Here is a 23,015-nt window from a genome sequence, read left to right on the forward strand (position 1 = left end):
CTTGCACATAGCGCTTTTTTCGAGGTCAGCGCAAGCGGCTGCCGCGTTTGCATCCAAAATTCCAGTATCGCCCGAGGAATAAATTAACAACACGCTAAGACATACCCACGGATAAATACGGAGATTTTAGGAGGTATCAGTGTTTAAGAAATTTTTAGGACTGTCAGCGCTCGCGCTGATGGCGGCCATAATTCCTGCCTATGCTCAACCCAACGGCGAGACACCTCGGTGGATGCGCTATGCCAGTATATCGCCAGACGGGGAAACCATCAGTTTCACCTATCGTGGGCAGATTTTTGTCGTACCTGCTGATGGCGGGCTCGCCGTTCCGCTCACCACCGCCGGCAATTTTAGCTATGGAGCGATCTGGGCGCCGGACTCAGAAAGACTTGCCTTTGCCACCGACATCAATGGCAATACCGAGATCTATCTCACCGATTTCAGCGGGACGCTCGAACGACGCACTTGGTCCTCATTTGGCGAGCAACCATCGAGCTTCTCGCCCGACGGAGAACAGATTCTTTATAGTAGAATAGCTCTCGGAGACGCTGAACGCAGCGTACAGACGGCACTTTCTAGCAAGCCACAGCTGTTTGCTCAAAGTGTCGAAACCGGCCGCGAAACCCTCGTTCTGCCTAACTACGCCAGCGACGCGCGCTGGAATACAGCGATGGACAAACTCGCGTATAGTTTCGACCCAGCAGGGGATCGTGCCGAGCGCCAACATCGCGTCACAGCCAATGCGCGACAAATCTATATGTACTCCCCTGCCACCGGGAACCACGAGCGGCTTTTCAATGTTGATGGCGTCGATCGCTACAACCCGGTTTGGAGCCCCGACAACAGCGCGATCTATTACCTCGCGGAAGGGACCGGCACGGTCAATGTCTGGCGCTATTCATTTGCCGATAAGACCGAAGAGCAGGTCACGCAGTTTCACGGCACACAGGTAATCGACCTGTCGATCGCCGATAACGGCATGCTGGCTTTTATCCACGACGGACGCATCTATACGATTAGCGCGGGAGAGACCGAGCCCCAACCACTTGAGGTGCTGACGCTTGAGCAGCTCGCCAGCTTGGATGTGAATGTGCCGCTCCTCGGGAGCGACGAATTTGTCTCATCTCCGGACGGCAAGCATTTCGCCATCGCCCGCTATGGCAATATATTTTTGGTCGATACGACAGGTAAGGTACAGCAACTAACCGAAACCCCTGAGGAAGAGCGCAACGTAAGCTTTTCACCTGACGGTCAGGCGCTCACTTATGCCAGCGAGCGCGATCATCAGTGGGGCCTGTATCGCATTGCATTAACCTCCGCTGGTGCAGGCGAAGGTGAGAGCTTTGTTGAAGAAAAGCTCTATGTCCCCGAGGAAGGGAACGCATTCCAACCGCTCTACTCCCCAGACGGCTCAAAGATCGCCTTTATCGCGGATCGACGAGAAGTGCAGGTTCTCAATCTAGCAACTAAGGCTGTGACAAAGCTCTTCGCGCCCAGTGACTATAACTCGTCCTATCGAGAGGATGACATCTGGTTCTCTTGGGCTCCTACATCAGACCAAATCCTAACGCGTTGGCGCACTATTGGATCTGGTGGCGACAATTCTAAGGCCGCGGTTGTCCCCGCTGATGGTAGCGCACCGCCACAGCACGTAACACAAGCCCTCAACGTGAGCTTCAATGGGCAGTGGAGCACCGATGGCAGCCAGATTTTTGTTCAATCGGCAGTTGATACTGCGTGGTCCGCGCAGCTTCACATTGAAACGCTCGACCTGTATCGCATTTTCGTTTCGGCGCAGGCGCGCGCAGACTTTATCGACCTCGCCGATGGCACGGTCGATTTTGCTGAGCGCGGCCCGAAACGCTACGTACCAGAAGCGGAGCGCGCTTCCCGCCTCGAAACACACATCGGAGGCCACCTCGACTACTATTATCTGGAAGCCAATGGTACCGGCTTGATCGGGGTCGATCGCATCGACGACACGCACTTTTTGATTCAACGCATAGATTTGGCCGACGGTAGCGCCGAGACGATTCAAATCGTTGAGGCCCCCGGCACCGTTGGCTTTTCTCACGTGGCCGCAACAGATGTGATCGACTTCAAAGCTGACGATGAGATTGTACGGGTGTCAGTCTACAGCCCCAACGGCACTGAACACATCGCGGTCAATCACGTCGCCAGCTTCAATCTCGACGCTCATAGAAGGGCCGCCTTTGAGCAGGCATGGTCGCACCTGAAGTATAATTTTTACTCAGCAGACCTAGAAGGCCGCGATTGGGATGCCATTGGCGCGAAGTATCGCTCGTATTTGGGCTCCATCAATTCGACGCGTGAACTTTCGGATCTCGTGCGCGCAATGTATGGCGAGTTGTCTGCATCACACCTCTTTTCCAACTCCGTGATATTCGAAGGCAATGTAGCGGGGATTGGGAGTCAGAGCGACGTCCTTGGCGTCTATTTTGACTATGGTTTTGAAGGCCCCGGTCTACGCGTGGCTGCGGTGCTCCCCGGTGGTCCACTCGACCGCGCCAGCCTGGGCGTAAACGCGGGCGACGTAATCACGAGCATTAATGGCAAGCAAATTCCAGACTTGGGCGGAACCGGTCGTCTTCTTGATCGCAACTCAGGCAGAGAGGTGTCGCTCGGTATCGCGAAAGCCAATGGTGAAGACCAACGCACTGTGAGCGTCCACCCGATCAGCGCCTTCGATGAGTACGAACTCGCCCGCGAACGATGGCGCGATAGCCGCCGTGAGATGGTGAGCCGACTCTCCAACAGCTGTGTGGTTTATCAGTACGTTCCAGATATGGACGAACCCTCTTACCGCCGCCTCGTTGGCCGTTTGACTGGGATGCGCGATGTCGCCAAGGCAGCGCTTATCGACGTGCGTTCGAACGGCGGGGGCAACCTCACCCGCGAATTGATGACACTGCTCAGCGGCGAAGCGTATAGCGTGACTGGTCGCGATGATGGCCCGAAGGTACAGGATCCCAACAATCGCTGGATTGGCCCGAGCGCAATTCTGGTGGATAGCTATGGCTATTCGGATGGCACTATGTTCCCTCAGGCCTATCACGACACCAAATTGGGGCTCATCGTCGGCGATGCGGTGTTGAACACCGGCACCTATGTCTCGTCCTATAAAAGCAAGATCGTCAGGGGCTTTGAATATGCGATGCCAACTTTGCCTATCCGCAATCTCGACGGGCATTTGTATGAAAACAGCATCATTCAGCCAGACATTCACGTGCCGTTTGACCCCAACTCTGTTGGCTTCAATACCGACCCGCAGCTCGAGGCCGCCGTGGCCGCTCTGATGGAGCAGATCGGCGCTGACAGCGACTGCCGTCTGCCGTAAGCAACGATTCCAAAAAGTAAAAAAGGCGCCTCTTGGGGCGCCTTTTCATTTTCCGCACTGAGATGCGATCAGCTGTGGCTGGTCGCCGCGCCGATGCGGGCCGTTACTTCGATCTCGATATTCATGCCCTCTTCGATCATCTGCACAATCAGCATGGAAGCGGCCGGACGGATATTCTTGAACACCGGACCCACCGCTGCGACGACTTCATCAACCAACGATCGGTCAGCGACGTAATAGACAACGCGGACCGTATCCTCGATCGAGGAGCCCACTTCTTTGAGCGCTTTGTCGACGGTGGCCAGGGCGTTCTTGGCCTGCTCGCCAGCGCTCTCCGGCATGGTCATGGTGGCGTAGTCATAGCCCGTCGTACCGGACACATAGACTGTGTCTTCGTGGCGCACGGCGCGCGAATAGCCAAAGGTGGCTTCAAAGGGCGAGCCAGTGGAGACGCGCTGCACCATGGGTTAGTCCAATCTCTTGTGAAGGAAGTAACGAGTGTGACCGGGCGGATAGTCTTCTAGGCGGCCGTATTCAGTGTAGCCAAGCTTTGCGTAAAACCCAGGAGCTTGAAAACTCATCGTGTCTAACCGAATGCCGACACAGAGTTTTTCGCGCGCCAAGACCTCTGCCCTATTCATCAAGGCTTCGCCAACACCCTGCCCGCGCAAAGTCGCTGGCAGGTGCAATAGTTCAATCATCATCCAGCCGTAGCTGATGCGGCCAGTCAGGCCGCCAACAGTGTCGCCGCCGTCGTCTTTTACCGCCAGCACAAATGAAAAAAACGGAGGAGCAAACCGCCCCTCCGTTTTGGAGTCATTGTACTGGATAAGACCGCTCAAAATGGTCTGATGAGATGCCCCACTCTGACCTTCTTCTAGAACGATCTGGACCATTTTAGAGCCAGGGACGTTGTGCAGCCATTTTTCCCTCAAAGGAGGTTATGGATGCATCGGACTTCAAGGTGCCGGCAATGTCATCGAGACCTTCAAGCAGGATCTGCTTGCGCGATGGGTCGATGTCGAAGTGGAGTGTGCCACCATCTGGACCCTGAATGGTCTGCGCTTCGAGGTCGATGGTCAGAGTAGCGTTTGAGCCGCGCTCGGCATCGTCGAGCAGCAGTTTGAGCTGTTCTGGCGAAACGACGAGTGGCAGAATGCCGTTCTTGAAGCAATTATTGTAGAAAATGTCCGCAAAGCTGGTGGAAATCACGCAGCGAACGCCGAAGTCAAGCAGTGCCCAAGGCGCGTGCTCACGCGAGGAACCACAACCAAAATTGTCGCCCGCGATGATGATCTGCGCTTTGCGATAAGCAGGCTGATTGAGGACGAACTCAGCATTTTCCGAGCCATCTTCATTGTACCGCATTTCGGAGAACAGCGCAGTGCCGAGACCGGTGCGCTTGATCGTCTTGAGGTACTGCTTTGGGATGATCATATCGGTGTCGATATTGATAATCGGCAATGGAGCCGCGACACCGGTCAGAGTGATGAACTTATCCATGTGGTTTGGGACCTCGCTGTTATTAGCGTCATCGCGCAATCCGGGGGTATCGGTCAAGGCCTAACCGTACCAAAGCGTACGGTTGAAGTTTTCACCCCATCCGTACGTTTGAAAAATGCTTACAGGCTGGTCTTTGGATCGACGCCCAACATGATGTTGAGGTTCTGAACCGCAGCGCCAGAAGCGCCCTTGCCCAGATTGTCGTACACAGCAGCAATGACAGCCTGATTGAGCTCATCATTGGCAAAGACATAAAGCGAGAGCTTGTTGGTGCCGTTATTCTCCTGCGGGTCAAGCGAAGCGATTTTGCCGGCGCTTGGATCATAAGGCATGACTTCAACGAAGCTGTTTGGGATCGCTGCGTAATGTGCCGAAAGGCAATCATGCAGATCTTTGCCCGTTGGCATATCGGCAACCATGTCGAGGTGCAGCGGCAGCGTCGTGAGCATGCCCTGAGCAAAATTACCAACGGTGGGCTCAAACAAAGGCGCACGGTTAAGATGCGCATATTCCGCCATTTCTGGCAGGTGCTTGTGCTTAAAGGTCAGGCCATAAGGCATGAACTGGCTCGGCTTTGCGCCTTCTGCCTCATACTCTTCGATCATTTGCCGACCGCCACCGGAATAGCCGGAAATGCCATGGTAGCTCAGCGGATAGTCACCGGGCAGAAGACGCGCTTCTACCAACGGACGAGCGGCCGCGATTAGCCCCTGTGGCCAGCACCCTGGATTGGCAACGAAACGCGCCTTAGAAATGGCTTCGGTCTGACCGATGTCCATTTCAGCAAAGCCATAGGTCCAGCCTTCAGCGATACGGAATGCGGTCGAGGCATCAATGACACGAGTGGTGCCATTGTCGATGAGACGCACGCTTTCTTTGGCGGCTTCGTCGGGGAGGCAGAGGATCGCCACATCAGCTGCATTGAGCAGGCGCTTACGCTCATCCTGATCCTTGCGCTTTTCCGGCGCGATCGAGAGAACTTCAAGATCCTGTCGGCCAGCCAGACGATCACGGATCTGCAGACCAGTGGTACCAGCTTCGCCATCAATAAAGATCTTCGCGGCCATGAATGGGCTCCTCAATAAGACTTGGCTTAGATGGCGTTCTCTCGCGCCAACGTCAAGCGTTCTGCGGTTGTAATGCATGCCCAGCTTTGGCAATCCTAAGCATCTACAAATCGAGGGACGACTATGAGCACTCCACACAATCACGCCAAGCCCGGTGACTATGCAGAAGCCGTGCTGCTGCCGGGCGACCCTTTGCGCGCAAAATGGATCGCTGAGACGTTCTTCGAGAACCCCAAACTCGTCAATTCTGTCCGTAATTGCCTCGGCTATACCGGCACCTGGAAACGCAAGCCTATTTCAGTGCAGGCCAGTGGGATGGGCCAACCGTCCCTGGCCATCTATGTTCATGAGTTGATCAACGTCTTTGGCGTTAAAAAGATCATCCGTGTGGGCACATGCGGCGGGCTTAGCGCTGATGTGAAGGTGCGGGACATTATACTGGCGCAGGGTGCGTCCACCGATTCAGGCATTGTGAAGGACCGGTTCGGCGCCTTCAACTTCGCCCCAATCGCCGACTTCGGCCTTCTGCGCACAGCCGCCAATCTCGCTGAAGCGCGCGGTTTGGCCTATCACGCAGGCAATATGCTGTCTTCAGATGTCTTCTACCACGCTGATGGCTTCGCAGGGTATGACAAGTTGCCGGAGCATGGCGTGATCGGCGTGGAGATGGAAGCGGCTGTGCTTTATACGCTCGCAGCGCGTTTCAAGGTGAAGGCCCTCGCCATTTGCACCATGACTGATAGCCTGATTACGCACGAGGAAATGAGCGCCGACGAGCGTCAAAGCTCGCTCAAAGAGATGGTTGAGCTCTCCCTCGATACCGCCGTCGCTTAAACCCGTAAAAAGGCTGAGAGTCAGAGGCCGAATGCTGCACCGGGGCTGGACTCATTGGCGTTTATCGCCTATGAGCCGCCCATTCGTGTGTTTGCCTCTCGGAGTAGACGCACGGGAATAACAAGAAGACTGCCCTCCGTTACAAACCAAGACCGGGCAACAAGGGTTTTCGGACCCCCAAATTGCTCCAGCGAAAAGATCAGAACGGATCGATTATGACCAATATCATCCAGCAGCTTGAACAAGAACAAGTTGCTAAGCTCGCCGCTCAGCGCGAACTTCCAGACTTCACCCACGGCGATACCGTCAAGGTGTGGGTAAAGATCCGCGAAGGCGACAAGGAACGTCTCCAGGCCTATGAAGGCGTCGTGATTGCTCGCTCGGGTGGCGGCATCATGGAATCCTTCACCGTCCGTAAGATTTCTTACGGTGAAGGCGTGGAACGCGTGTTCCCAATCTACTCCCCAAACATTGCTTCGGTTGAAGTGATCAAGCGCGGTAAGGTTCGTCGCGCCAAGCTGTACTACCTGCGCGATCGTCGCGGTAAGTCTGCTCGTATTTTCGAATCGACCAACGCTCGTACCCGCAAGATCGAAGCTGGCGAACGCGAAGCAGCACTGGCTGCTAAGGAAGCCCGTGAAGCTGAACGCGTAGCAGCAGCTCAGGCCCTCGCAGCTGAAGTCGCTGCAAAGGAAGCTGAAGCAGCAGCAGCAGCGGCAGCAGCCGAAGAAGCAAAGAGCGAATAAGACGCTCGAAGCTGATCGAATTGAGAGGCCCGGTGGCAACACCGGGCCTTTCCTTTTGCCACAACGATTCACGTGAAACGCTTAGCTCAATCGGCTAGGGCTGATAAAAGAGCACAAACAAGCGTCACCCGATTCCCGGAGTCTTTAATGACCACTTCCATTGTGACCTGGAACATCAATTCGGTCCGCCTTCGGATCGAGATGGTCCTTAATTTCTTGCGCGAGTATCAGCCGGACGTGTTGATGCTGCAGGAAATTAAGTGCACGAATGACCAGTTTCCGCGCAATGCTTTCATCGAAGCTGGCTACCCGCACATGGCCGTGCATGGCCAGAAGGGTTACCACGGGGTCGCAACTGTCTCGAAGTTTCCGCTAACGGACATTTCAAGCCGCTCTTTCTGCGAAATCCCAGATTCGCGCCACATTGCAGCGCTGATGGACTTTGGCTATGGCCCAACCACGCTGCACAATTTCTATATTCCTGCGGGCGGCGATGAGCCGGACGTAACCATCAATCCCAAGTTCAAGCACAAGATCGATTTCCTGGATGAGCTGAAGACGTGGTTCGCCGAGCCTGCCTTCCAGCATCGTCAGCTGATTGCCGGTGACTTCAACATTGCGCCACACGAGAACGACGTGTGGAACCACAAGCAACTGCTTAAAATCATCAGCCACACGCCGATGGAAACCGAGCGCCTCGATGCCCTACTCAAGGGAGGATTTGGCTGGGTCGACCTAGTGCGCAAGCACGTGCCCTACGATCAGAAGATCTATTCGTGGTGGAGCTATCGCGGCAAGGATTGGAATGCGTCCGACCGCGGTCGTCGCCTTGACCACATTTGGTCAACTTCGGACATAGCCCAGAATTGTTCTGGAATAGAGATCGTTCGCGCGGCCCGAGGCTGGACAGCGCAACCTTCGGACCACGTGCCCGTCATCGCCCGTTTCGGCTAATCCGCGGAGCGAACCATCTTCTTTCGCAGTGGTTCGAGCGCGTGCATATATTGCCCCAGATCTCGTTGGATGCGCTCTGCGGCGCGTTGAGCGAGGCTGGGGCTTTGTTTTGCGAGCTTTAGAAAAGCAGACCGCGGGACAAAGATCAGCTCGCATTCCGTCTCAGCCGTAAAGGTCACGGGTCGCGGTTTAGCGATGATCAGCGAGGTTGGCGATATGACACTGCCAGGCTCGGTGAGACGATAGGCTTTGCTCGCCTCTGCGCCTTGATGTTCAACGAGCACAGTACCGCGCACCAAAACGGAAGCACCTTGCGGCTCCGTACCGCCGCGATAGATGACGTCACCGGCCGAGAAATGTTGGCGATCACCAGCAAATCCCAACATGGTGAGCTCTTGTTCATCGCAAATGTCGAAGAAATCGGCCTGGCTCAAGAGCTCGGCCGCGTCGTCCACTATCATCAGCCCAGACCCGCTATGCCTTTGGCCGCTTCATCGAAGCGGCCTTTGGCAAGCTATAATCGAGTTCTGGGGGAGAATGAACTCTTTTGTCTTTTAGGGAACGAGACGATACCCACCATCTTCCGTAACGAGAAGACGTGCATTGGATGGATCGCGCTCAATCTTTTGGCGAAGCCGGTAGATATGGGTCTCTAACGTATGGGTGGTCACCCGATTATTGTAACCCCAAACCTCCTTTAGGAGGATGTCACGCGTGATGGTTTTCGGACCCTGACGATAGAGAAACTTCAGTATCGATGTTTCTTTATCGGTTAAGCGGACCTTGGTGCCGTCCGCCATTTCCATTGTCTTACCAGCAGGATGGAAGTTGTAGGGACCAATAGTGAAAACGGCGTCTTCACTGCTGTCATGCTGGCGTAAAGCCGCCTGAATACGCGCCAAAAGCACCGGATAGCGGAACGGCTTGGTCACATAGTCATTCGCGCCCGATTCAAGTCCTTGAATCTCGTCGGCGTCACTGTCGTGGCCGGTCAGGAGCAATACGGGGCTCGAATAGCCTTCCTGACGCAGGGTGCGCACAGCATCGCGGCCGTCCATATCAGGCAAACCGACGTCCATGATGGTGAGATCAACATTGTTCCCACGCACCGCAACGAAAGCATCACTCGCTGTGCCTGCTTCAACGATCTCGAAATCGGGCTCCGCCGCGAGCTGTTCGACGAGCGTCCGCCGTAGATCGGTATCGTCATCCACAACCAAGATGCGCCGCTTATTCATATTTTACTCCGCGCGTTTCCACTCTGGTCGAGCGAGATCACAAAGACGCGACCTAAAAAGGGCACGCCTCATCACATCGCCGTTATTGAGAAGGCAACGTGGAAACATACGGAAAAGTTGCAGGTTTAGGCCGAGATTGTCGCCGGCCGCTTACCGAACAGGGCCGAACCCACGCGCACATGGGTTGCCCCCATAGCAATCGCGGTTTCAAAATCGCCGCTCATTCCCATCGAGAGGTGTGAGACACCGGCCTCCTGGCCAAGTTGGCTGAGATGGGCAAAATAGCTTCCTGCGGGCTGGCCGTCTGGGGGAATGCACATCAGGCCAATGATGTTGAGCCCGTGGACCTCACGACAGCGTTTTACGAAAGCGACCGTGTCGGCAATCGCGATCCCGGCCTTTTGCTCTTCGCCACCAATGTTGACCTGCACAAAGCACGGTATGGATTTATCCGCACGCTTCATCTCCTCGGCCAGCACTGCGGCCACCTTCTCCCGGTCAACGCTTTCGATGACATCAAACAGTGCCACGGCCTCACGCGCTTTGTTGGTCTGGAGTGGGCCAATCAAGTGCAATTGCACGTTAGCAAACTTCTCGCGCAATGACGGCCACTTATCTTTGGCCTCCTGAACACGGTTTTCACCGAAAACGCGCTGGCCTGCCTGCAGAAATGGAAGGACCTCATCGGCTGAAAAAGTCTTGGAAACTGCAACCAAGTCAACGGTTTCGGGCGGCGCGCCGAAGCGAAGCCGTGCCGTCTCTATCCGTGCTTTGATGTCGTTGAGCGCAGTTTGGGCGCTGCTGATGCTGCCTGTCATTGCAGACCCCGTAGCTGTTGACCTGACAAGGGATTTCTGGTGATGGTCCGGGTAGCTAAAAACCCCTGAAAACGCAAGCGGCGCAACCCTCCTGCGACATGCTGTGTTAGATTTGTAAGGACGATCCGAGTTGAGCGGCGAACGCTACAATCCGCGCGAAAGCGAACCGAAATGGCAAAAGATCTGGGACGAGCGCCAGAGCTTTGTGACGTCCAACGATGATCCGCGCGACCCTTACTACGTCCTAGAGATGTTCCCCTACCCCTCGGGTCGCATTCATATGGGCCACGTGCGCAACTACGCCATGGGCGACGTGGTGGCGCGCTATCACCGTGCGAAGGGCAAAAATGTGCTCCACCCAATGGGTTGGGACGCTTTTGGTCTGCCAGCTGAAAATGCTGCGATCGAACGCAATACCCATCCGGGGACTTGGACCTATGCCAATATTGAGGCGATGAAGAAGCAGCTGAAATCGATGGGCCTCTCCATTGATTGGACGCGCGAAATCGCCACCTGCTCGCCTGACTATTACCAGCACCAGCAGGCCATGTTCATCGATATGCTTGAAGCCGGTCTCGTGACCCGCAAGAGCTCAAAGGTGAATTGGGATCCGGTCGACATGACCGTTCTCGCCAATGAGCAGGTTATTGATGGCAAGGGTTGGCGCTCGGGCGCTGCAGTTGAGCAGCGCGAGCTGACGCAGTGGTTCTTCAAGATCTCTGATTTTGCTGAAGACCTGCTCGAAGCCATAGACACGCTGACCGAATGGCCAGAAAAAGTGCGCACCATGCAGCGCAACTGGATCGGCCAGTCAGAAGGCATGCGCCTCCTGTTCGAACTGGTCGGCTCCGACAAGACCGCCGCAACGTCGGTCGAGGTGTTTACCACCCGTCCGGACACTATTTTCGGCGCTTCCTTCCTTGCCCTATCGCCAGACCACCCGCTGACCGCTGAACTGGCCAAATCGAGCCCAGAGCTCACTGAATTTGTTGCTGAATTCCGTCGTCAGGGCACAGCCACTGAAACGCTTGAAAAGGCGGAAAAGAAGGGCGTGTTCACCGGTCTCCACGTGAAACACCCGGTGGTCGAAGGCGCGACCCTGCCCGTCTATGTCGCCAACTTCGTCCTCATGGACTATGGCACTGGCGCAATCTTTGGTTGCCCAGCACATGACCAGCGCGACCTAGATTTCGCTCGTAAATACGATCTGCCGGTAAAGGCCGTCGTTCTGCCAGCAGACACCGACCCGGCCACATTTGCTGTTGCCGACGAAGCCTATGTCGACGGTGGCACCATCTTTAACTCTGAGTTCCTCAACGGCCTCACCATCGATGCTGCCAAAGCAAAGATGGCGGAAGTCTTTGGTGCACGTACAGTTGATGGCCAGCCGCAGGGCGCGGTTGAAGTCAACTATCGCCTTCGCGACTGGGGGATTTCCCGTCAGCGATATTGGGGTTGCCCGATCCCAGTCATCCACTGCGAAGTGTGTGGAACGCTGCCTGTGCCAAAGAAGGACCTGCCGGTCATTCTACCGGAAGACGTTTCCTTCGATAAGCCGGGCAATGCGCTCGACCATCACCCGACCTGGAAGCACACCAACTGCCCACAGTGTGGTGTTGCCGCGCGTCGTGAAACCGACACCATGGACACCTTTGTCGACTCGTCCTGGTATTTTACCCGCTTCACTGCCCCACATGCGGATACCCCCACGGTACCGGCTGTCGCCAATCGCTGGCTTCCGGTGGACCAGTACATCGGCGGCGTAGAACACGCGATCCTGCACCTGCTCTACAGCCGCTTCTTCACCCGCGCGATGAAGGCCACTGGTCATGTTGGCGTAGATGAACCGTTCAAGGGCTTGTTCACTCAGGGCATGGTCACCCACGAGACTTACAAGTCCACGGATGGCGCTTGGGTCAATCCAACCGATATCGCCATCGAAACCAATGGTGACGTCCGTTCTGCGCGCCTGCTGTCCAACAACGAACCAGTGTCCATTGGTTCTGTTGAAAAGATGAGCAAGTCCAAGAAGAACGTGGTCGATCCAGACGAAATCGTTTCGTCCTACGGTGCCGATACCGCGCGTTGGTTCATGCTCTCGGATTCCCCACCTGAACGCGACGTTCAGTGGACCGAAGCGGGTGTTGAAGGCGCAAGCCGCTTCCAGCAGCGCGTCTGGCGTTTGGTCAATGATCTCGTGGATGCAGCTCCGGCGACCGCAAGCGATGCCGTTGACGAAACCGCAGCCCTTGCTCTGCGCAAGATTGTGCACCGTTCCGTCCACGGCGTGGCTCAGGACATCGAAGGCCTGCGTTTCAACCGTGCGGTAGCCCAGATTTACGAACTCACCAACGCATTGGTAAAAGCTGTAAACGGCAAGCCCGGCGCCGCAACGCAAACGGCGCTGAATGAAGGCACACGCTCGTTGATCCAACTGATCAGCCCGATGATGCCGCACTTGGCCGAAACATGCTGGGACGTAATCGGCGCAGAAGGCCTCGTTGCCGACGCTCTCTGGCCAGAGGTTGATGCTAAGCTTCTCGTCGATGATGAAGTAACCATGCCCATCCAGATCAACGGCAAGCGCCGTGGCGAACTGGTTGTGGCTAAGGGTACAGCGGCCGCTGAGGTCGAAGCTCAGGCGCTTGCACTTGAAGCCGTCACCAAGGCGCTCGAAGGCAAGACCCCGAAGAAGATCGTGGTCGTTCCCGATCGCATCATCAACATTGTTGTATGACGTCGCTTAAAGCACATGAGGTGGCGCGCTATCTAGCGCGCCCCGACCTCAGCGAGGGCATCTTTCTCGCTTATGGCCCAGACGGCGGTCTTGTTCGTGAGACCGCCCAGCGGCTAATCCGCTATCTGTCTGGTGACGATCCTGGCTCAGCCAATGTCACGATTTTTGATGGTCCGGAACTTAACGCAGATCCTTCACTTCTCGTGCTAGAAGCCCGGTCAGTCTCACTGTTTGGCGGAAAACGCATCATTCGCGTGAGAAATGCCAGTAAAACACTAGCTGCGCCACTCAAAGAACTCGTTGATGATCCCGGTGGTACAGCCATCGTGCTCGAGGCCGATAATCTCACGCCCAAGGACGCTCTGCGTGCACTTGTCGAAGGCGCTAAATTGGGGCGCGCTTTGCCGTGCTACCCGGATAGCGACGAAACCCTTATTGCGCTCATGCGTGAAACGTTTAACCAGAACGGCATTCGGCACGACAACGACGTTATTCCAAGCCTACGAGAAATCCTTGGTAACGACCGCGAGATCACGCGTCGCGAATTGGAAAAGCTGACGCTTTACTCAGCCAAAACCAAACACCTTACCCGCGAGGACGTTCTGTTACTTTGTGCCGACAACGGTGCCTTAGCCATAGACGCAATTTTGGATTCGACAGGCGGCGGGCACGCCGAAAAGCTAGAGTTGGCACTCAACCGTGCAGTTTCCGCAAATGTGAATCCCCAGCAATTACTGGCTATGCTGACCAATCATTTTGCCAGTCTTCGCCGTTGGCGGACCGAAGTGGACAAAGGCAAGCCAGCTCGAACTGTGTTGGAGGGTGTAAAGCCCAAACCCCACTTTTCACGGATGGGGACACTTGAGCAGCAATTGCGTCTCTGGTCGGACCGCTCCCTAGCAATCGCCGCGGACCGCCTTCTGCAAGCGACTTCGGACAGTCGCCGCCGTCCCGCTTTGGCGGAGGCAGTATTGAGAAGAACGACCCTGGCACTGTGCATGATGGCCGCCACACAATAAAAAACGCGCCCCAAAAAAGGGCGCGTTTCACGTGGAACATCTATTAAAACAAAGGCTTAGTTAGTCCGCCCTGTTAGACGCATGCAGATATCGTCCAACTGTTCGAGTGTCTTGTAGCGGATCTCTAGCTTACCACCCTTGTCAGAATGATTTAGAGCCACCGTCAGGCCCAGCGCGTCGGCCAGGCGACGCTGTAGCGCCAAAGTGTCTGTATCGGGCTCAGCGCGGCTTACAACCGGCTTTTTGGAAGGGATATCGCGCTGCTGGCTAAGCGCTTCTGCTTCGCGAACCGAAAGCCCCTTTTCAACGATCTCATGTGCCAGTGCTGTCGGGTCGTCGACAGTGATCAACGTGCGTGCGTGACCAGCGGTCAGTGTTCCGCTCGAGACCATGCCGCGAACGTCTTCTGGCAACTTAAGCAAGCGCAGCGTGTTCGCTACATGCGATCGCGATTTGCCGATAACTTGCGCCAGGTCCTGCTGAGTATATTCAAACTGCTCAATCAGCTGCCCATAACCCATTGCTTCTTCGAGCGGGTTAAGGTCGGCGCGTTGAACGTTTTCGATAATCGCTAGTTCGAGCGCTTCCTTATCGTCAACATCACGAACGATGACCGGAACGTCGTGAAGGCCTGCTTTTTGAGACGCGCGCCAACGACGTTCACCAGCGATCAACTCGAAAATGTTTGGATCGGTCGTTGGACGGACTAGAAGCGGCGACATTACGCCCTTCTCACGGATCGAGTTCGTCAGTTCTTCGAGTTGCTCATCGTTGAACGTGCGACGCGGGTTCGCACGGTTCGGAATGATGAATTCCAGTGGCAATTTTTTGCCGCCGGAACCCGACTCGGTCACGCGTGCACCTTCGATAGAAGCCATGTCGCCAATAAGCGCTGCAAGACCCCGGCCAAGACGTGTCGGTTTGTCTGTCATTCTGCGCTCCTAAGCTGCGTTCAGGCGCCGCTCGCGGCGGATAACTTCAGTGGCAAGGCGCAGATAGGCCTGAGACCCTGCGCACTTCAAATCGTAAAGCAATGCCGGTTTGCCGTAGGACGGCGCTTCCGAAAGGCGAACATTGCGCGGAATGACTGTGTCATAGACCAGATCACCCATTTCGCTACGCACGTCCGCAAGAACCTGCTCGGAAAGATTGTTGCGCTTATCAAACATGGTCATCACCACACCCTGGATCGAAAGGCGCGGATTGAGAGTAGAGCGTATCTGCTCAATGGTCTGCAGGAGCTGCGAAAGCCCCTCAAGGGCGAAAAACTCGCACTGCAGTGGCACCAGCACAGCGTCGGCCGCGACAAGTGAATTGACCGTAAGAAGGTTCAGCGAGGGCGGACAATCGATGAGAATATAGCTCACCGGCTTGTCGTTGATCCGCATCTCATCAACCTGCTTAAAGGCATTGCGCAACTTGAAGGCCCGATCGCCCTGCCCGGCAATGGTCAATTCCACCCCGAGCAAGTCCATCGTCGACGGGACAATTGCCACATTGGGCACCGTCGTCATGATCGATGCTTCGACGACGGTCGCTTCACCAACCAAGACGTCATAGGCCGACAATGCGCGGTCGGTGCGATTGATGCCTAGACCCGTGGAGGCATTGCCCTGCGGATCAAGGTCGACAATCAACACGCGCTCACCGATAGCGGCAAGTGCCGTTGCAAGATTGATGGCTGTTGTCGTTTTACCGACACCGCCCTTTTGATTGGCTAAAGTAAGGATTCGGGGTGCCAAATCGGCCTCCGCTTGCCGTTAACTCGCTAACCTCGGTTTTAAACCGGTGATCGTTAGGATCACGCCGCCCGGGTCAGTGTCACTACCTTTTGTTAACACATCAAAGTCCCAGTGGGTACGGGCTAGTTTGATCTCTTCAACATGTTCTCGGCCTTTGTGCAGAACTGCACGAGTATTTTCGCCGAAAAAGGGGTGCATCCAATCACATAACTGCGGCAAAGCAGCCAGTGCTCGGGAAGTAATTACGTCTGGTACACCTGTTTCACGTGAATCAATCTCATCAGTACGATTCCCGAAGACTTGTACATTCAAAGACAGTTCTCGCGCTACAGCGCGGAGAAAGCTCACTTTTCTGGAAGTTGGTTCGACAAGCACGAATTTGCGATCCATCCCTTTCGATCCGATTGCCATCGGCAGCGCCGGAAAACCGCCGCCGCTGCCAATATCCATAACAAGCCGATCTGATTCTTCGAGCACTGTTAGGGCCTGGAGGCTATCAGCGAAATGGCGGGTCCAAAGCTCATTCAGTGTTTCACGTGAAACAAGATTCTGAACCTTCTGCCATTTACGCAAAAGATTGGCATAGGATTCCAAGTCTCTTGCGACGACCTCAACCGGTCGTGATAGCGCCGCAGCATAGGCGGAAACATATTGAGTATTAGACATTAACCCGCCTTACGAAGAGCACCACGTCTGATGACAGCCAATAGCAGCGTAATCGCTGCTGGCGTCATACCATCCATTGCTTGAGCCTGAGCAATGGTCTGCGGCTTGTACTGGGTCAGCTTGTGACGCAGTTCCATAGATAGACCTGGGATCTCCATATAATCGAGATCATCGGGAATGGCGCGTTGCTCATCGCGACGGACCGCTTCGATGTCTGACTTCTGGCGATCGAGGTAAACCGCATACTGCGCGTCGATAGACACTTGCTCCAACACTTCGGTGTCGAGATCAGCAATCTCCGGCCAAAGTTTGGTAAGATCACTTGCCTCAAAGTCAGGGTAAGACAAAAGCTCAAATGCGGAACGGCGTTTGCCATCTTCATTGACGGGCAGGCCCGCCTTACGGGCCTCAGTCGGTGAAGCGCTGAGCGTTCTGAGGAGTGTCCTCCCATGCTCTAGCTTGGCCGACTTTTCGGCGTAATAGCTGGCCCGGCGATCGCCTACCACACCCTTTTCAATGCCCAGCATAGTCAGCCGCTGATCAGCGTTGTCGGCACGCAAGTGCAAACGGAACTCTGCTCGCGAGGTGAACATACGATAGGGTTCGGAAACACCACGGGTGACAAGATCGTCGACCATGACGCCGAGGTAGCTCTCCGTTCGCGACAGGATGAGAGGCTCCGCGCCCTTTGCGGCAAGTGCAGCATTGGCACCAGCAAGCAGCCCCTGCGCTCCCGCTTCTTCATACCCGGTCGTGCCGTTGATCTGACCCGCGAGATAGAGACCAGGCTGGCGCTTGACTTCCAGAGTGGGCCGCAGTTCACGCGGATCTACATAATCATATTCAATCGCATAGCCTGGGCGGATGATTTTGACATTTTCCAGGCCCGGCATGGAACGGAGGAATGCTTCCTGAACATCGTCAGGCAAGGAGGTGGAAAGACCGTTTGGATAAACGGTCTTGTCCTCTAACCCTTCCGGTTCCAGAAAGATTTGATGGCTGTCACGATCGGCGAAGCGGACAATTTTATCCTCGATCGACGGGCAATAGCGGGGGCCACGCGATTGAATGCGGCCAGAATACATGGCCGAACGATGAATGTTATCGCTGATAATTTTATGCGTTTCGGCGGTTGTGCGCGTGATGTGGCACGATACCTGCGGCGTGGTCATCTCGTCCGTCAAAGCCGAAAACGCTTCGATTGGATCATCGCCGGGCTGTTCTTCTAGAACAGAATAATCGATGGAGGTGCCGTCAAGGCGTGCAGGAGTGCCCGTCTTTAGGCGACCGAGAGCAAGACCAAGGCCTTCGAGACGTGTCGACAGGCCGAGCACTGGCTTTTCACCGACGCGACCAGCGGGCTCGGTAAACTCGCCGCGGTGAATGAGACCGCGTAAGAAGGTACCGGTTGTCAGGACAACTGCCTTGGTGCCAATGCGACGACCATCGAGCAGCACAACGCCAGAGACATGACCATTGGTGACTTCAATGTCGTCGACTTCGCCTTCGATCACATCGAGGTTTGGCTGTGCGGTGATCGCAGCCTGCATAGCTTCACGATAAAGCTTACGATCTGCCTGCGCGCGCGGGCCGCGTACAGCAGGTCCCTTGCGGCGGTTGAGGACGCGAAACTGGATGCCGGCTTTATCAGCGACGAGGCCCATGAGACCATCGAGCGCGTCGATTTCTCGGACGAGATGGCCTTTGCCCAAGCCACCAATGGCTGGGTTACAGCTCATCTCCCCAATCGTATCGAAGCGATGGGTAACAAGGGCCGTGGGGACGCCAAGACGGGCAGACGCAGCTGCGGCTTCCGTACCAGCGTGACCACCACCAACAACGATAACGGCGTAGTCGCTCATGGGTAAAACTCTCCAAGGCGCATCAAATAGGCCAGTGTTTCACGTGAATCAACATTTTGGCTTAAGCGTGAAGCTCCACGGGACGTTTCACCCGTGTTTCACGTGAATCACTTGCCAATGCAAAAGCTAGAAAAGAGCCGATCGAGAACGCGCTCGGCATCAAGGCGGCCGATCATACGCTCAAGTGCGGCTGATGTATTGCGCAGACTTTCAGCTGCAAGCTCCCAATCATGGAGGGCGCCGCGTGTCTCTTGCAAAGTGGCCAAGGCAGACTGCAGGGACTGACGGTCGCGCTCGTGGCTAACAAGGCTCGGCTCAACACCCGTAACCGCTTCCCCAAGCTTTGCCAGATGAGCGAATAACTGAGGGAGCCCTGCCCCTGTTTCTGTGGAGATCGCAAAATCTGCGTCTACGGCAGCTATGTCTGACTTGGTGCCGAGGGTGACGAGGTAACCAGTTGTTTCTGGTACATCAATGTCTTCAACATCGGGGGCGCGAAGCCAGAGAACAATGTCGGCATCAGCGATCGCCTTGTGAGCGCGCTTAACCCCCTCGGCTTCAGCTTTGCTGTCGGTCTCCCGGAGACCAGCCAGATCCAAAAGAACAAATTTTTGGCCGCCTATGTCGAGTGGGACTTCGCGTACGTCGCGAGTGGTGCCCGCTTCATCAGACACAATGGCGACGTCGGATCGAGAAAGCGCGTTGATAAGACTCGATTTTCCGGCATTTGGCGCCCCAGCCAGGGCAACGCGCAGACCTTCTCGTACGATGCGACCACTTTCGACAGATTCTAACGCGCGACCAATGGCACTTTCAAGGATTGAGAGCTGATCGACCCAATTGGTGGGCAGGTCGTCTGAGACGTCACCTTCGTCCGAAAAATCAAGCCGGGCTTCAATTTCTGCACGCAAGTCAAGAAGCGTATCGCGCCAGCGGTCGATCTCTTCCGTCAACCGTCCGTCATAACGTGCAAGAGCTTGCTGACGCTGCTTTTCTGTTTCGGCAGAAAGGAGATCGCCAAGCCCCTCAACTTCGATGAGATCCAGTTTTCCATTTTCGAACGCCCGGCGGGTAAATTCACCGGCCTCAGCAAAGCGCAGCCCAAGCGTGCCCAGTTCGGCCAAAATGGCTTTTACGCCCGCAGGCGACCCATGGACGTGAAGCTCGGCGCAATCTTCGCCGGTAAAACTGTTGGGAGAAGGAAAGAAGACCACAAGGCCCTGATCCAGTGCTCGATCTGCTCCAATAGAGCGGAGAGCCATTTTGCGGGCGGCTGGGACGTCGCCTGCTAGAGTTTGTAGTGCCTGTTGGACCAGCGGGCCAGAGAGGCGGATTACTGCCACTCCGGCCGGCAAGGAGCCGGAGGAGAGCGCCATGATTGTGTCGCCCGCCTGCATGCCCGGCTCCGTCTAGTCTATTAGGTGTTCATTGAGTCGAAGAAATCGGAATTGGTCTTGGTCTGACGAACCTTGTCGACCAGGAATTCCATCGCGTCGATTGTCCCCATCGGGTTGAGGATACGGCGCAGTACATACATCTTGCGCAGAATATCCGTATCGACGAGGAGTTCTTCCTTGCGGGTACCGGACTTATTGATGTCGATAGCCGGGAAGACGCGCTTATCAGCGACCTTGCGATCAAGGACGATTTCCGAGTTACCGGTGCCCTTGAATTCTTCGAAGATCACTTCGTCCATGCGCGAACCGGTGTCGATCAGCGCTGTCGAGATGATAGTCAAAGAACCACCGTCTTCGATGTTACGTGCCGCGCCGAAGAAGCGCTTAGGACGCTGCAGCGCGTTCGCATCAACACCACCGGTGAGAACCTTGCCCGAGCTAGGCACCACTGTGTTGTAAGCGCGACCAAGACGGGTGATCGAGTCGAGCAGGATAACAACGTCACGCTTGTGTTCGACCAGGCGCTTCGCCTTTTCGATCACCATTTCAGCAACCTGAACGTGGCGGCTTGCTGGTTCGTCGAAGGTTGAGGAAATGACTTCACCGCGAACCGAGCGCTGCATGTCGGTCACTTCTTCCGGACGTTCGTCGATCAACAGAACGATCAAATAGCATTCCGGGTGATTGGTCGCGATCGACTGTGCGATATTCTGCAACAGTACAGTCTTACCAGTACGCGGCGGCGCAACAATCAATGCGCGCTGGCCCTTGCCGAGCGGCGCAACCAGATCGAGAAGACGAGCCGAACGATCCTTTGTTGTCGGATCTGGCAGCTCCATCCGGAGACGTTCTTCAGGATAGAGCGGGGTGAGGTTGTCGAAGTTGACCTTATGACGGACAGCTTCGGGATCCTCGAAATTGATCGTGCTGACCTTGAGCAGCGCGAAATAGCGCTCGCCTTCCTTGGGAGAACGAATCTCGCCCTCAACCGTATCGCCGGTGCGCAAACCGAAACGACGGATCTGGCTCGGGCTGACATAGATGTCGTCCGGACCTGGTAGATAATTCGCATCTGGCGAACGTAGGAAGCCGAACCCGTCTGGGAGCACCTCAACCACGCCTTCACCGACGATGTTGATATCCTGAGCCGCCAATTCCTTGAGAATGGCGAACATCAATTCCTGCTTGCGCATGGTCGAAGCGTTTTCGACCTCCAGCTCCTCGGCAAAAGCCAAGAGTTCGGCCGGTGATTTGGCCTTGAGCTCGCTGAGCTTGATATTCTGCATGTATGCGACGGGCCCTTGAGGGATATCGATAAAACGAAGGTAAATCAGAAAATGGGGAGTTGATCAGCACGCCGCGACGGTTTGGGAAACCGCGCCCTATGGGGTGCTTCGCCCTATCATCTACTCCGATCCCAGAGATTTTTCAAGATTGAATAGCGACCAGGCGGATTCACGTGAAACTGCACAGACCGCCGGGCAAAAAGAAAACGGAGTAAGCACTGCTTACCCCGTTATCAAATTCCTGAACTTTAGCGTTCTGCTTAGAACGGCTTCACGACCACCATGATAACGATGATCAGCATCAGAACCGTCGGCACCTCGTTGATAACGCGGTAGAATTTTTCTGACTTGGTATTCTTGTCCTGAGCAAAAGCTTTCAGTTGCTTAGCCAAAATCCCGTGACAGGCCGACATGCCGAGAACGGCAATCAGCTTAATCCAAGTCCAGCCGGTCGAAAAATCCATCAAACCAAGATGGATCATCCACAGGCCAAAAATCCAACTCGCAATCATTGCCGGCGTGGTGATGGCTCGGAACAAACGACGTTCCATCACCTTGAACATTTCCGACTGCTCAGAGCCGACGGCAACCTTGGTGTGATACACGAACAGGCGCGGCAGGTAGAACATCCCGGCCATCCAACAAATCACCGAAATGACGTGTAGGGCTTTGACCCACATTTCGAGCATTTTCGAAAAATCCCTTAACCGCGCTTAATAATTTCGATCAGACGTTCGACATGCGCGATCGGGGTTTCGGGCACAATGCCGTGGCCAAGATTGAACACATGCGGACGATCGGAGAAGGCCTCGATGATTTTGCGCGCCTGGGTTTCCATCGCTTCGCCACCAACAACCAGACGGAGCGGATCAAGATTTCCCTGTACCGTCAGTGTGGTCGGTAGGGTTTTGCAGACGAAATCGAGTGGCGTGGCATAGTCGATCCCAACCGCGTTGACCTTGGTCGCTTCGGCATAGCGCAGAATATTACCCGCAGCACCGCGTGGAAAACCAATGATTGGCGCATTGGGGATGCGTGCACGTAGCCCCTCAACGATCCTCCGGTTCGGGTCCATCACATTCCGGACGAACGAGGTGTCGTCGAGATTGAGAGCCCAGCTCTCAAAAATCTGAACAACATCAGCACCAGCTTTGAACTGCGCTTCAAGATAATCAATGCTGGTGTCGACCAGGATATCCATCAGCTTATCGAAAGCCTCGGGGTGCTGGAGAGCGAACTTGCGCGCCACCCACTGATCCGAGGACCCGCGACCGCCAAGCATATAGGTCGCCACAGTCCATGGAGCACCGCAGAAGCCGATCAGCGTCTTTTCCGGTGGCAATGCAGCTCTGAGGCGACGCACTGTTTCGAGAACAGGCGCTAAGTGCTCCAAAGCTCTGCTCCGATCCAAGCGGTCAACACCGGCTGGATCGAGAGGCTCGAGAAGTGGACCCTCACCTGTTTCAAAGCGCACTGATTGTCCCAGAGCATCTGGAATAACCAAAATGTCTGAGAACAGGATCGACGCATCGAGATCGAAGCGACGAAGCGGCTGAAGCGTAACCTCAACAGCCAAGTCAGGCGTGTAGCACAGCTCTAGGAAATTCTTCGCTTGGGTACGGGTCTCACGGTACTCCGGTAGATAACGTCCTGCCTGTCGCATGATCCAAACGGGAGGACGCTCTTGGCGTTGTCCCAGTACGGTCGCGAGCATGGGCTTATGGGGCACAGCGCTCATGATCCCTTCCCTTCCAAACCTAAAATAGAGTCTTTCTTACTTCGTATCTT

General features: G+C 55.4%; 21 protein-coding genes. 6 read left to right on the plus strand and 15 right to left on the minus strand.

Annotation, left to right across the window (positions count from 1 at the left end; translation table 11 throughout):
* Positions 1-139 precede the first annotated feature (139 nt).
* A complete protein-coding gene (locus JHC09_RS04640) occupies positions 140-3,358 on the plus strand; it encodes a S41 family peptidase (RefSeq protein ID WP_199531015.1) in 3,219 nt (1,072 codons plus the stop codon).
* Positions 3,359-3,426: 68 nt separating this feature from the next.
* Here JHC09_RS04640 and JHC09_RS04645 read toward each other — a convergent pair whose 3' ends face one another.
* The 4 genes from JHC09_RS04645 to argC form a co-directional block, all read right to left on the minus strand.
* Entirely contained in the window at positions 3,427-3,822 is a 396-nt protein-coding gene (locus tag JHC09_RS04645; RefSeq protein WP_199531016.1) for a RidA family protein, read from the minus strand.
* A gap of 3 nt (positions 3,823-3,825) precedes the next feature.
* Entirely contained in the window at positions 3,826-4,254 is a 429-nt protein-coding gene (locus tag JHC09_RS04650; RefSeq protein ID WP_199531017.1) for a GNAT family N-acetyltransferase, read from the minus strand.
* Position 4,255: 1 nt separating this feature from the next.
* Entirely contained in the window at positions 4,256-4,861 is a 606-nt protein-coding gene (gene leuD, locus JHC09_RS04655) for a 3-isopropylmalate dehydratase small subunit (RefSeq protein ID WP_169194473.1), read from the minus strand.
* A 119-nt stretch (positions 4,862-4,980) separates the two neighbouring features.
* Entirely contained in the window at positions 4,981-5,928 is a 948-nt protein-coding gene (argC, locus tag JHC09_RS04660; RefSeq protein WP_199531018.1) for an N-acetyl-gamma-glutamyl-phosphate reductase, read from the minus strand.
* 123 nt (positions 5,929-6,051) lie between these two features.
* Between argC and deoD the strand changes: the two genes are divergently transcribed.
* From deoD to JHC09_RS04675, 3 genes are all read left to right on the plus strand, one after another.
* Positions 6,052-6,762: a purine-nucleoside phosphorylase gene (deoD, locus tag JHC09_RS04665; protein ID WP_199531019.1), complete on the plus strand. Its 711-nt coding sequence runs from the start codon at positions 6,052-6,054 to the stop codon at positions 6,760-6,762.
* Positions 6,763-6,977: 215 nt separating this feature from the next.
* Positions 6,978-7,508, plus strand: a complete 531-nt coding sequence (gene rplS / locus JHC09_RS04670; protein ID WP_199531020.1) for a 50S ribosomal protein L19 — start codon at positions 6,978-6,980, stop codon at positions 7,506-7,508.
* A gap of 147 nt (positions 7,509-7,655) precedes the next feature.
* On the plus strand, positions 7,656-8,462 hold the full coding sequence (locus JHC09_RS04675) for an exodeoxyribonuclease III (protein ID WP_199531021.1): 807 nt from the start codon (positions 7,656-7,658) through the stop codon (positions 8,460-8,462).
* Here JHC09_RS04675 and JHC09_RS04680 read toward each other — a convergent pair.
* The 3 genes from JHC09_RS04680 to JHC09_RS04690 all read right to left on the minus strand — a co-directional run bounded on the left by JHC09_RS04680 (position 8,459) and on the right by JHC09_RS04690 (position 10,518).
* The gene (locus JHC09_RS04680) at positions 8,459-8,923 is read right to left on the minus strand and encodes a cyclic nucleotide-binding domain-containing protein (protein WP_169194468.1); all 465 of its coding nucleotides are present in this window, start codon (positions 8,921-8,923) and stop codon (positions 8,459-8,461) included. The two genes, JHC09_RS04675 and JHC09_RS04680, sit on opposite strands and share 4 nt — an antisense overlap.
* A gap of 93 nt (positions 8,924-9,016) precedes the next feature.
* Positions 9,017-9,700, minus strand: coding sequence for a response regulator transcription factor (locus JHC09_RS04685; RefSeq protein WP_199531022.1), 684 nt, complete (start codon positions 9,698-9,700; stop codon positions 9,017-9,019).
* Positions 9,701-9,825: 125 nt separating this feature from the next.
* Entirely contained in the window at positions 9,826-10,518 is a 693-nt protein-coding gene (locus JHC09_RS04690) for a YggS family pyridoxal phosphate-dependent enzyme (RefSeq protein ID WP_199531023.1), read from the minus strand.
* A gap of 130 nt (positions 10,519-10,648) precedes the next feature.
* Between JHC09_RS04690 and leuS the strand changes: the two genes are divergently transcribed.
* Positions 10,649-13,255, plus strand: a complete 2,607-nt coding sequence (gene leuS / locus JHC09_RS04695; RefSeq protein ID WP_199531024.1) for a leucine--tRNA ligase — start codon at positions 10,649-10,651, stop codon at positions 13,253-13,255.
* Positions 13,252-14,274, plus strand: a complete 1,023-nt coding sequence (holA, locus tag JHC09_RS04700; RefSeq protein ID WP_199531025.1) for a DNA polymerase III subunit delta — start codon at positions 13,252-13,254, stop codon at positions 14,272-14,274. The genes leuS and holA overlap by 4 nt, the downstream gene beginning before the upstream one ends.
* 56 nt (positions 14,275-14,330) lie before the next feature.
* Here the strand turns inward: holA and JHC09_RS04705 are convergent, their stop codons facing one another.
* The 8 genes from JHC09_RS04705 to hemE all read right to left on the minus strand — a co-directional run bounded on the left by JHC09_RS04705 (position 14,331) and on the right by hemE (position 22,965).
* Positions 14,331-15,206, minus strand: a complete 876-nt coding sequence (locus JHC09_RS04705; protein WP_199531026.1) for a ParB/RepB/Spo0J family partition protein — start codon at positions 15,204-15,206, stop codon at positions 14,331-14,333.
* Between the two features lie 9 nt (positions 15,207-15,215).
* Positions 15,216-16,016, minus strand: coding sequence for a ParA family protein (locus JHC09_RS04710; RefSeq protein WP_199531027.1), 801 nt, complete (start codon positions 16,014-16,016; stop codon positions 15,216-15,218).
* An 18-nt stretch (positions 16,017-16,034) separates the two neighbouring features.
* Positions 16,035-16,682 (minus strand): 16S rRNA (guanine(527)-N(7))-methyltransferase RsmG, encoded by a 648-nt coding sequence (rsmG, locus tag JHC09_RS04715; protein WP_199531028.1) that lies wholly within the window; start codon positions 16,680-16,682, stop codon positions 16,035-16,037.
* On the minus strand, positions 16,682-18,544 hold the full coding sequence (mnmG, locus tag JHC09_RS04720) for a tRNA uridine-5-carboxymethylaminomethyl(34) synthesis enzyme MnmG (protein WP_199531029.1): 1,863 nt from the start codon (positions 18,542-18,544) through the stop codon (positions 16,682-16,684). The genes rsmG and mnmG overlap by 1 nt, the downstream gene beginning before the upstream one ends.
* A 107-nt stretch (positions 18,545-18,651) precedes the next feature.
* Entirely contained in the window at positions 18,652-19,941 is a 1,290-nt protein-coding gene (gene mnmE, locus JHC09_RS04725; RefSeq protein ID WP_199531030.1) for a tRNA uridine-5-carboxymethylaminomethyl(34) synthesis GTPase MnmE, read from the minus strand.
* 20 nt (positions 19,942-19,961) lie between these two features.
* Positions 19,962-21,227, minus strand: a complete 1,266-nt coding sequence (rho, locus tag JHC09_RS04730) for a transcription termination factor Rho (protein WP_169194458.1) — start codon at positions 21,225-21,227, stop codon at positions 19,962-19,964.
* 260 nt (positions 21,228-21,487) lie between these two features.
* Positions 21,488-21,916 carry a protoporphyrinogen oxidase HemJ gene (gene hemJ, locus JHC09_RS04735; protein WP_199531031.1) on the minus strand — a complete coding sequence of 143 codons (429 nt, stop codon included), beginning with the start codon at positions 21,914-21,916 and terminating at the stop codon, positions 21,488-21,490.
* 14 nt (positions 21,917-21,930) lie between these two features.
* Positions 21,931-22,965: a uroporphyrinogen decarboxylase gene (gene hemE, locus JHC09_RS04740; protein ID WP_199531032.1), complete on the minus strand. Its 1,035-nt coding sequence runs from the start codon at positions 22,963-22,965 to the stop codon at positions 21,931-21,933.
* Positions 22,966-23,015: the final 50 nt, after the last annotated feature.

It is taken from the genome of Devosia sp. MC532 (genome assembly GCF_016461625.1).
In the GTDB taxonomy this organism is placed as follows: domain Bacteria; phylum Pseudomonadota; class Alphaproteobacteria; order Rhizobiales; family Devosiaceae; genus Devosia.

Bases quoted from the DNA above. Each gene is read 5' to 3' on its own strand.
- rplS (WP_199531020.1), top strand. From the start codon at position 6,978: ATGACCAATATCATCCAGCAGCTTGAACAAGAACAAGTTGCTAAGCTC.
- JHC09_RS04645 (WP_199531016.1), bottom strand. From the start codon at position 3,822: ATGGTGCAGCGCGTCTCCACTGGCTCGCCCTTTGAAGCCACCTTTGGC.
- leuD (WP_169194473.1), bottom strand. From the start codon at position 4,861: ATGGATAAGTTCATCACTCTGACCGGTGTCGCGGCTCCATTGCCGATT.
- mnmE (WP_199531030.1), bottom strand. From the start codon at position 19,941: ATGCAGGCGGGCGACACAATCATGGCGCTCTCCTCCGGCTCCTTGCCG.
- JHC09_RS04675 (WP_199531021.1), top strand. From the start codon at position 7,656: ATGACCACTTCCATTGTGACCTGGAACATCAATTCGGTCCGCCTTCGG.
- hemJ (WP_199531031.1), bottom strand. From the start codon at position 21,916: ATGCTCGAAATGTGGGTCAAAGCCCTACACGTCATTTCGGTGATTTGT.
- deoD (WP_199531019.1), top strand. From the start codon at position 6,052: ATGAGCACTCCACACAATCACGCCAAGCCCGGTGACTATGCAGAAGCC.
- holA (WP_199531025.1), top strand. From the start codon at position 13,252: ATGACGTCGCTTAAAGCACATGAGGTGGCGCGCTATCTAGCGCGCCCC.
- JHC09_RS04705 (WP_199531026.1), bottom strand. From the start codon at position 15,206: ATGACAGACAAACCGACACGTCTTGGCCGGGGTCTTGCAGCGCTTATT.
- rho (WP_169194458.1), bottom strand. From the start codon at position 21,227: ATGCAGAATATCAAGCTCAGCGAGCTCAAGGCCAAATCACCGGCCGAA.
- mnmG (WP_199531029.1), bottom strand. From the start codon at position 18,544: ATGAGCGACTACGCCGTTATCGTTGTTGGTGGTGGTCACGCTGGTACG.
- JHC09_RS04650 (WP_199531017.1), bottom strand. From the start codon at position 4,254: ATGGTCCAGATCGTTCTAGAAGAAGGTCAGAGTGGGGCATCTCATCAG.
- hemE (WP_199531032.1), bottom strand. From the start codon at position 22,965: ATGAGCGCTGTGCCCCATAAGCCCATGCTCGCGACCGTACTGGGACAA.
- argC (WP_199531018.1), bottom strand. From the start codon at position 5,928: ATGGCCGCGAAGATCTTTATTGATGGCGAAGCTGGTACCACTGGTCTG.
- rsmG (WP_199531028.1), bottom strand. From the start codon at position 16,682: ATGTCTAATACTCAATATGTTTCCGCCTATGCTGCGGCGCTATCACGA.
- JHC09_RS04680 (WP_169194468.1), bottom strand. From the start codon at position 8,923: ATGATAGTGGACGACGCGGCCGAGCTCTTGAGCCAGGCCGATTTCTTC.
- JHC09_RS04690 (WP_199531023.1), bottom strand. From the start codon at position 10,518: ATGACAGGCAGCATCAGCAGCGCCCAAACTGCGCTCAACGACATCAAA.
- JHC09_RS04685 (WP_199531022.1), bottom strand. From the start codon at position 9,700: ATGAATAAGCGGCGCATCTTGGTTGTGGATGACGATACCGATCTACGG.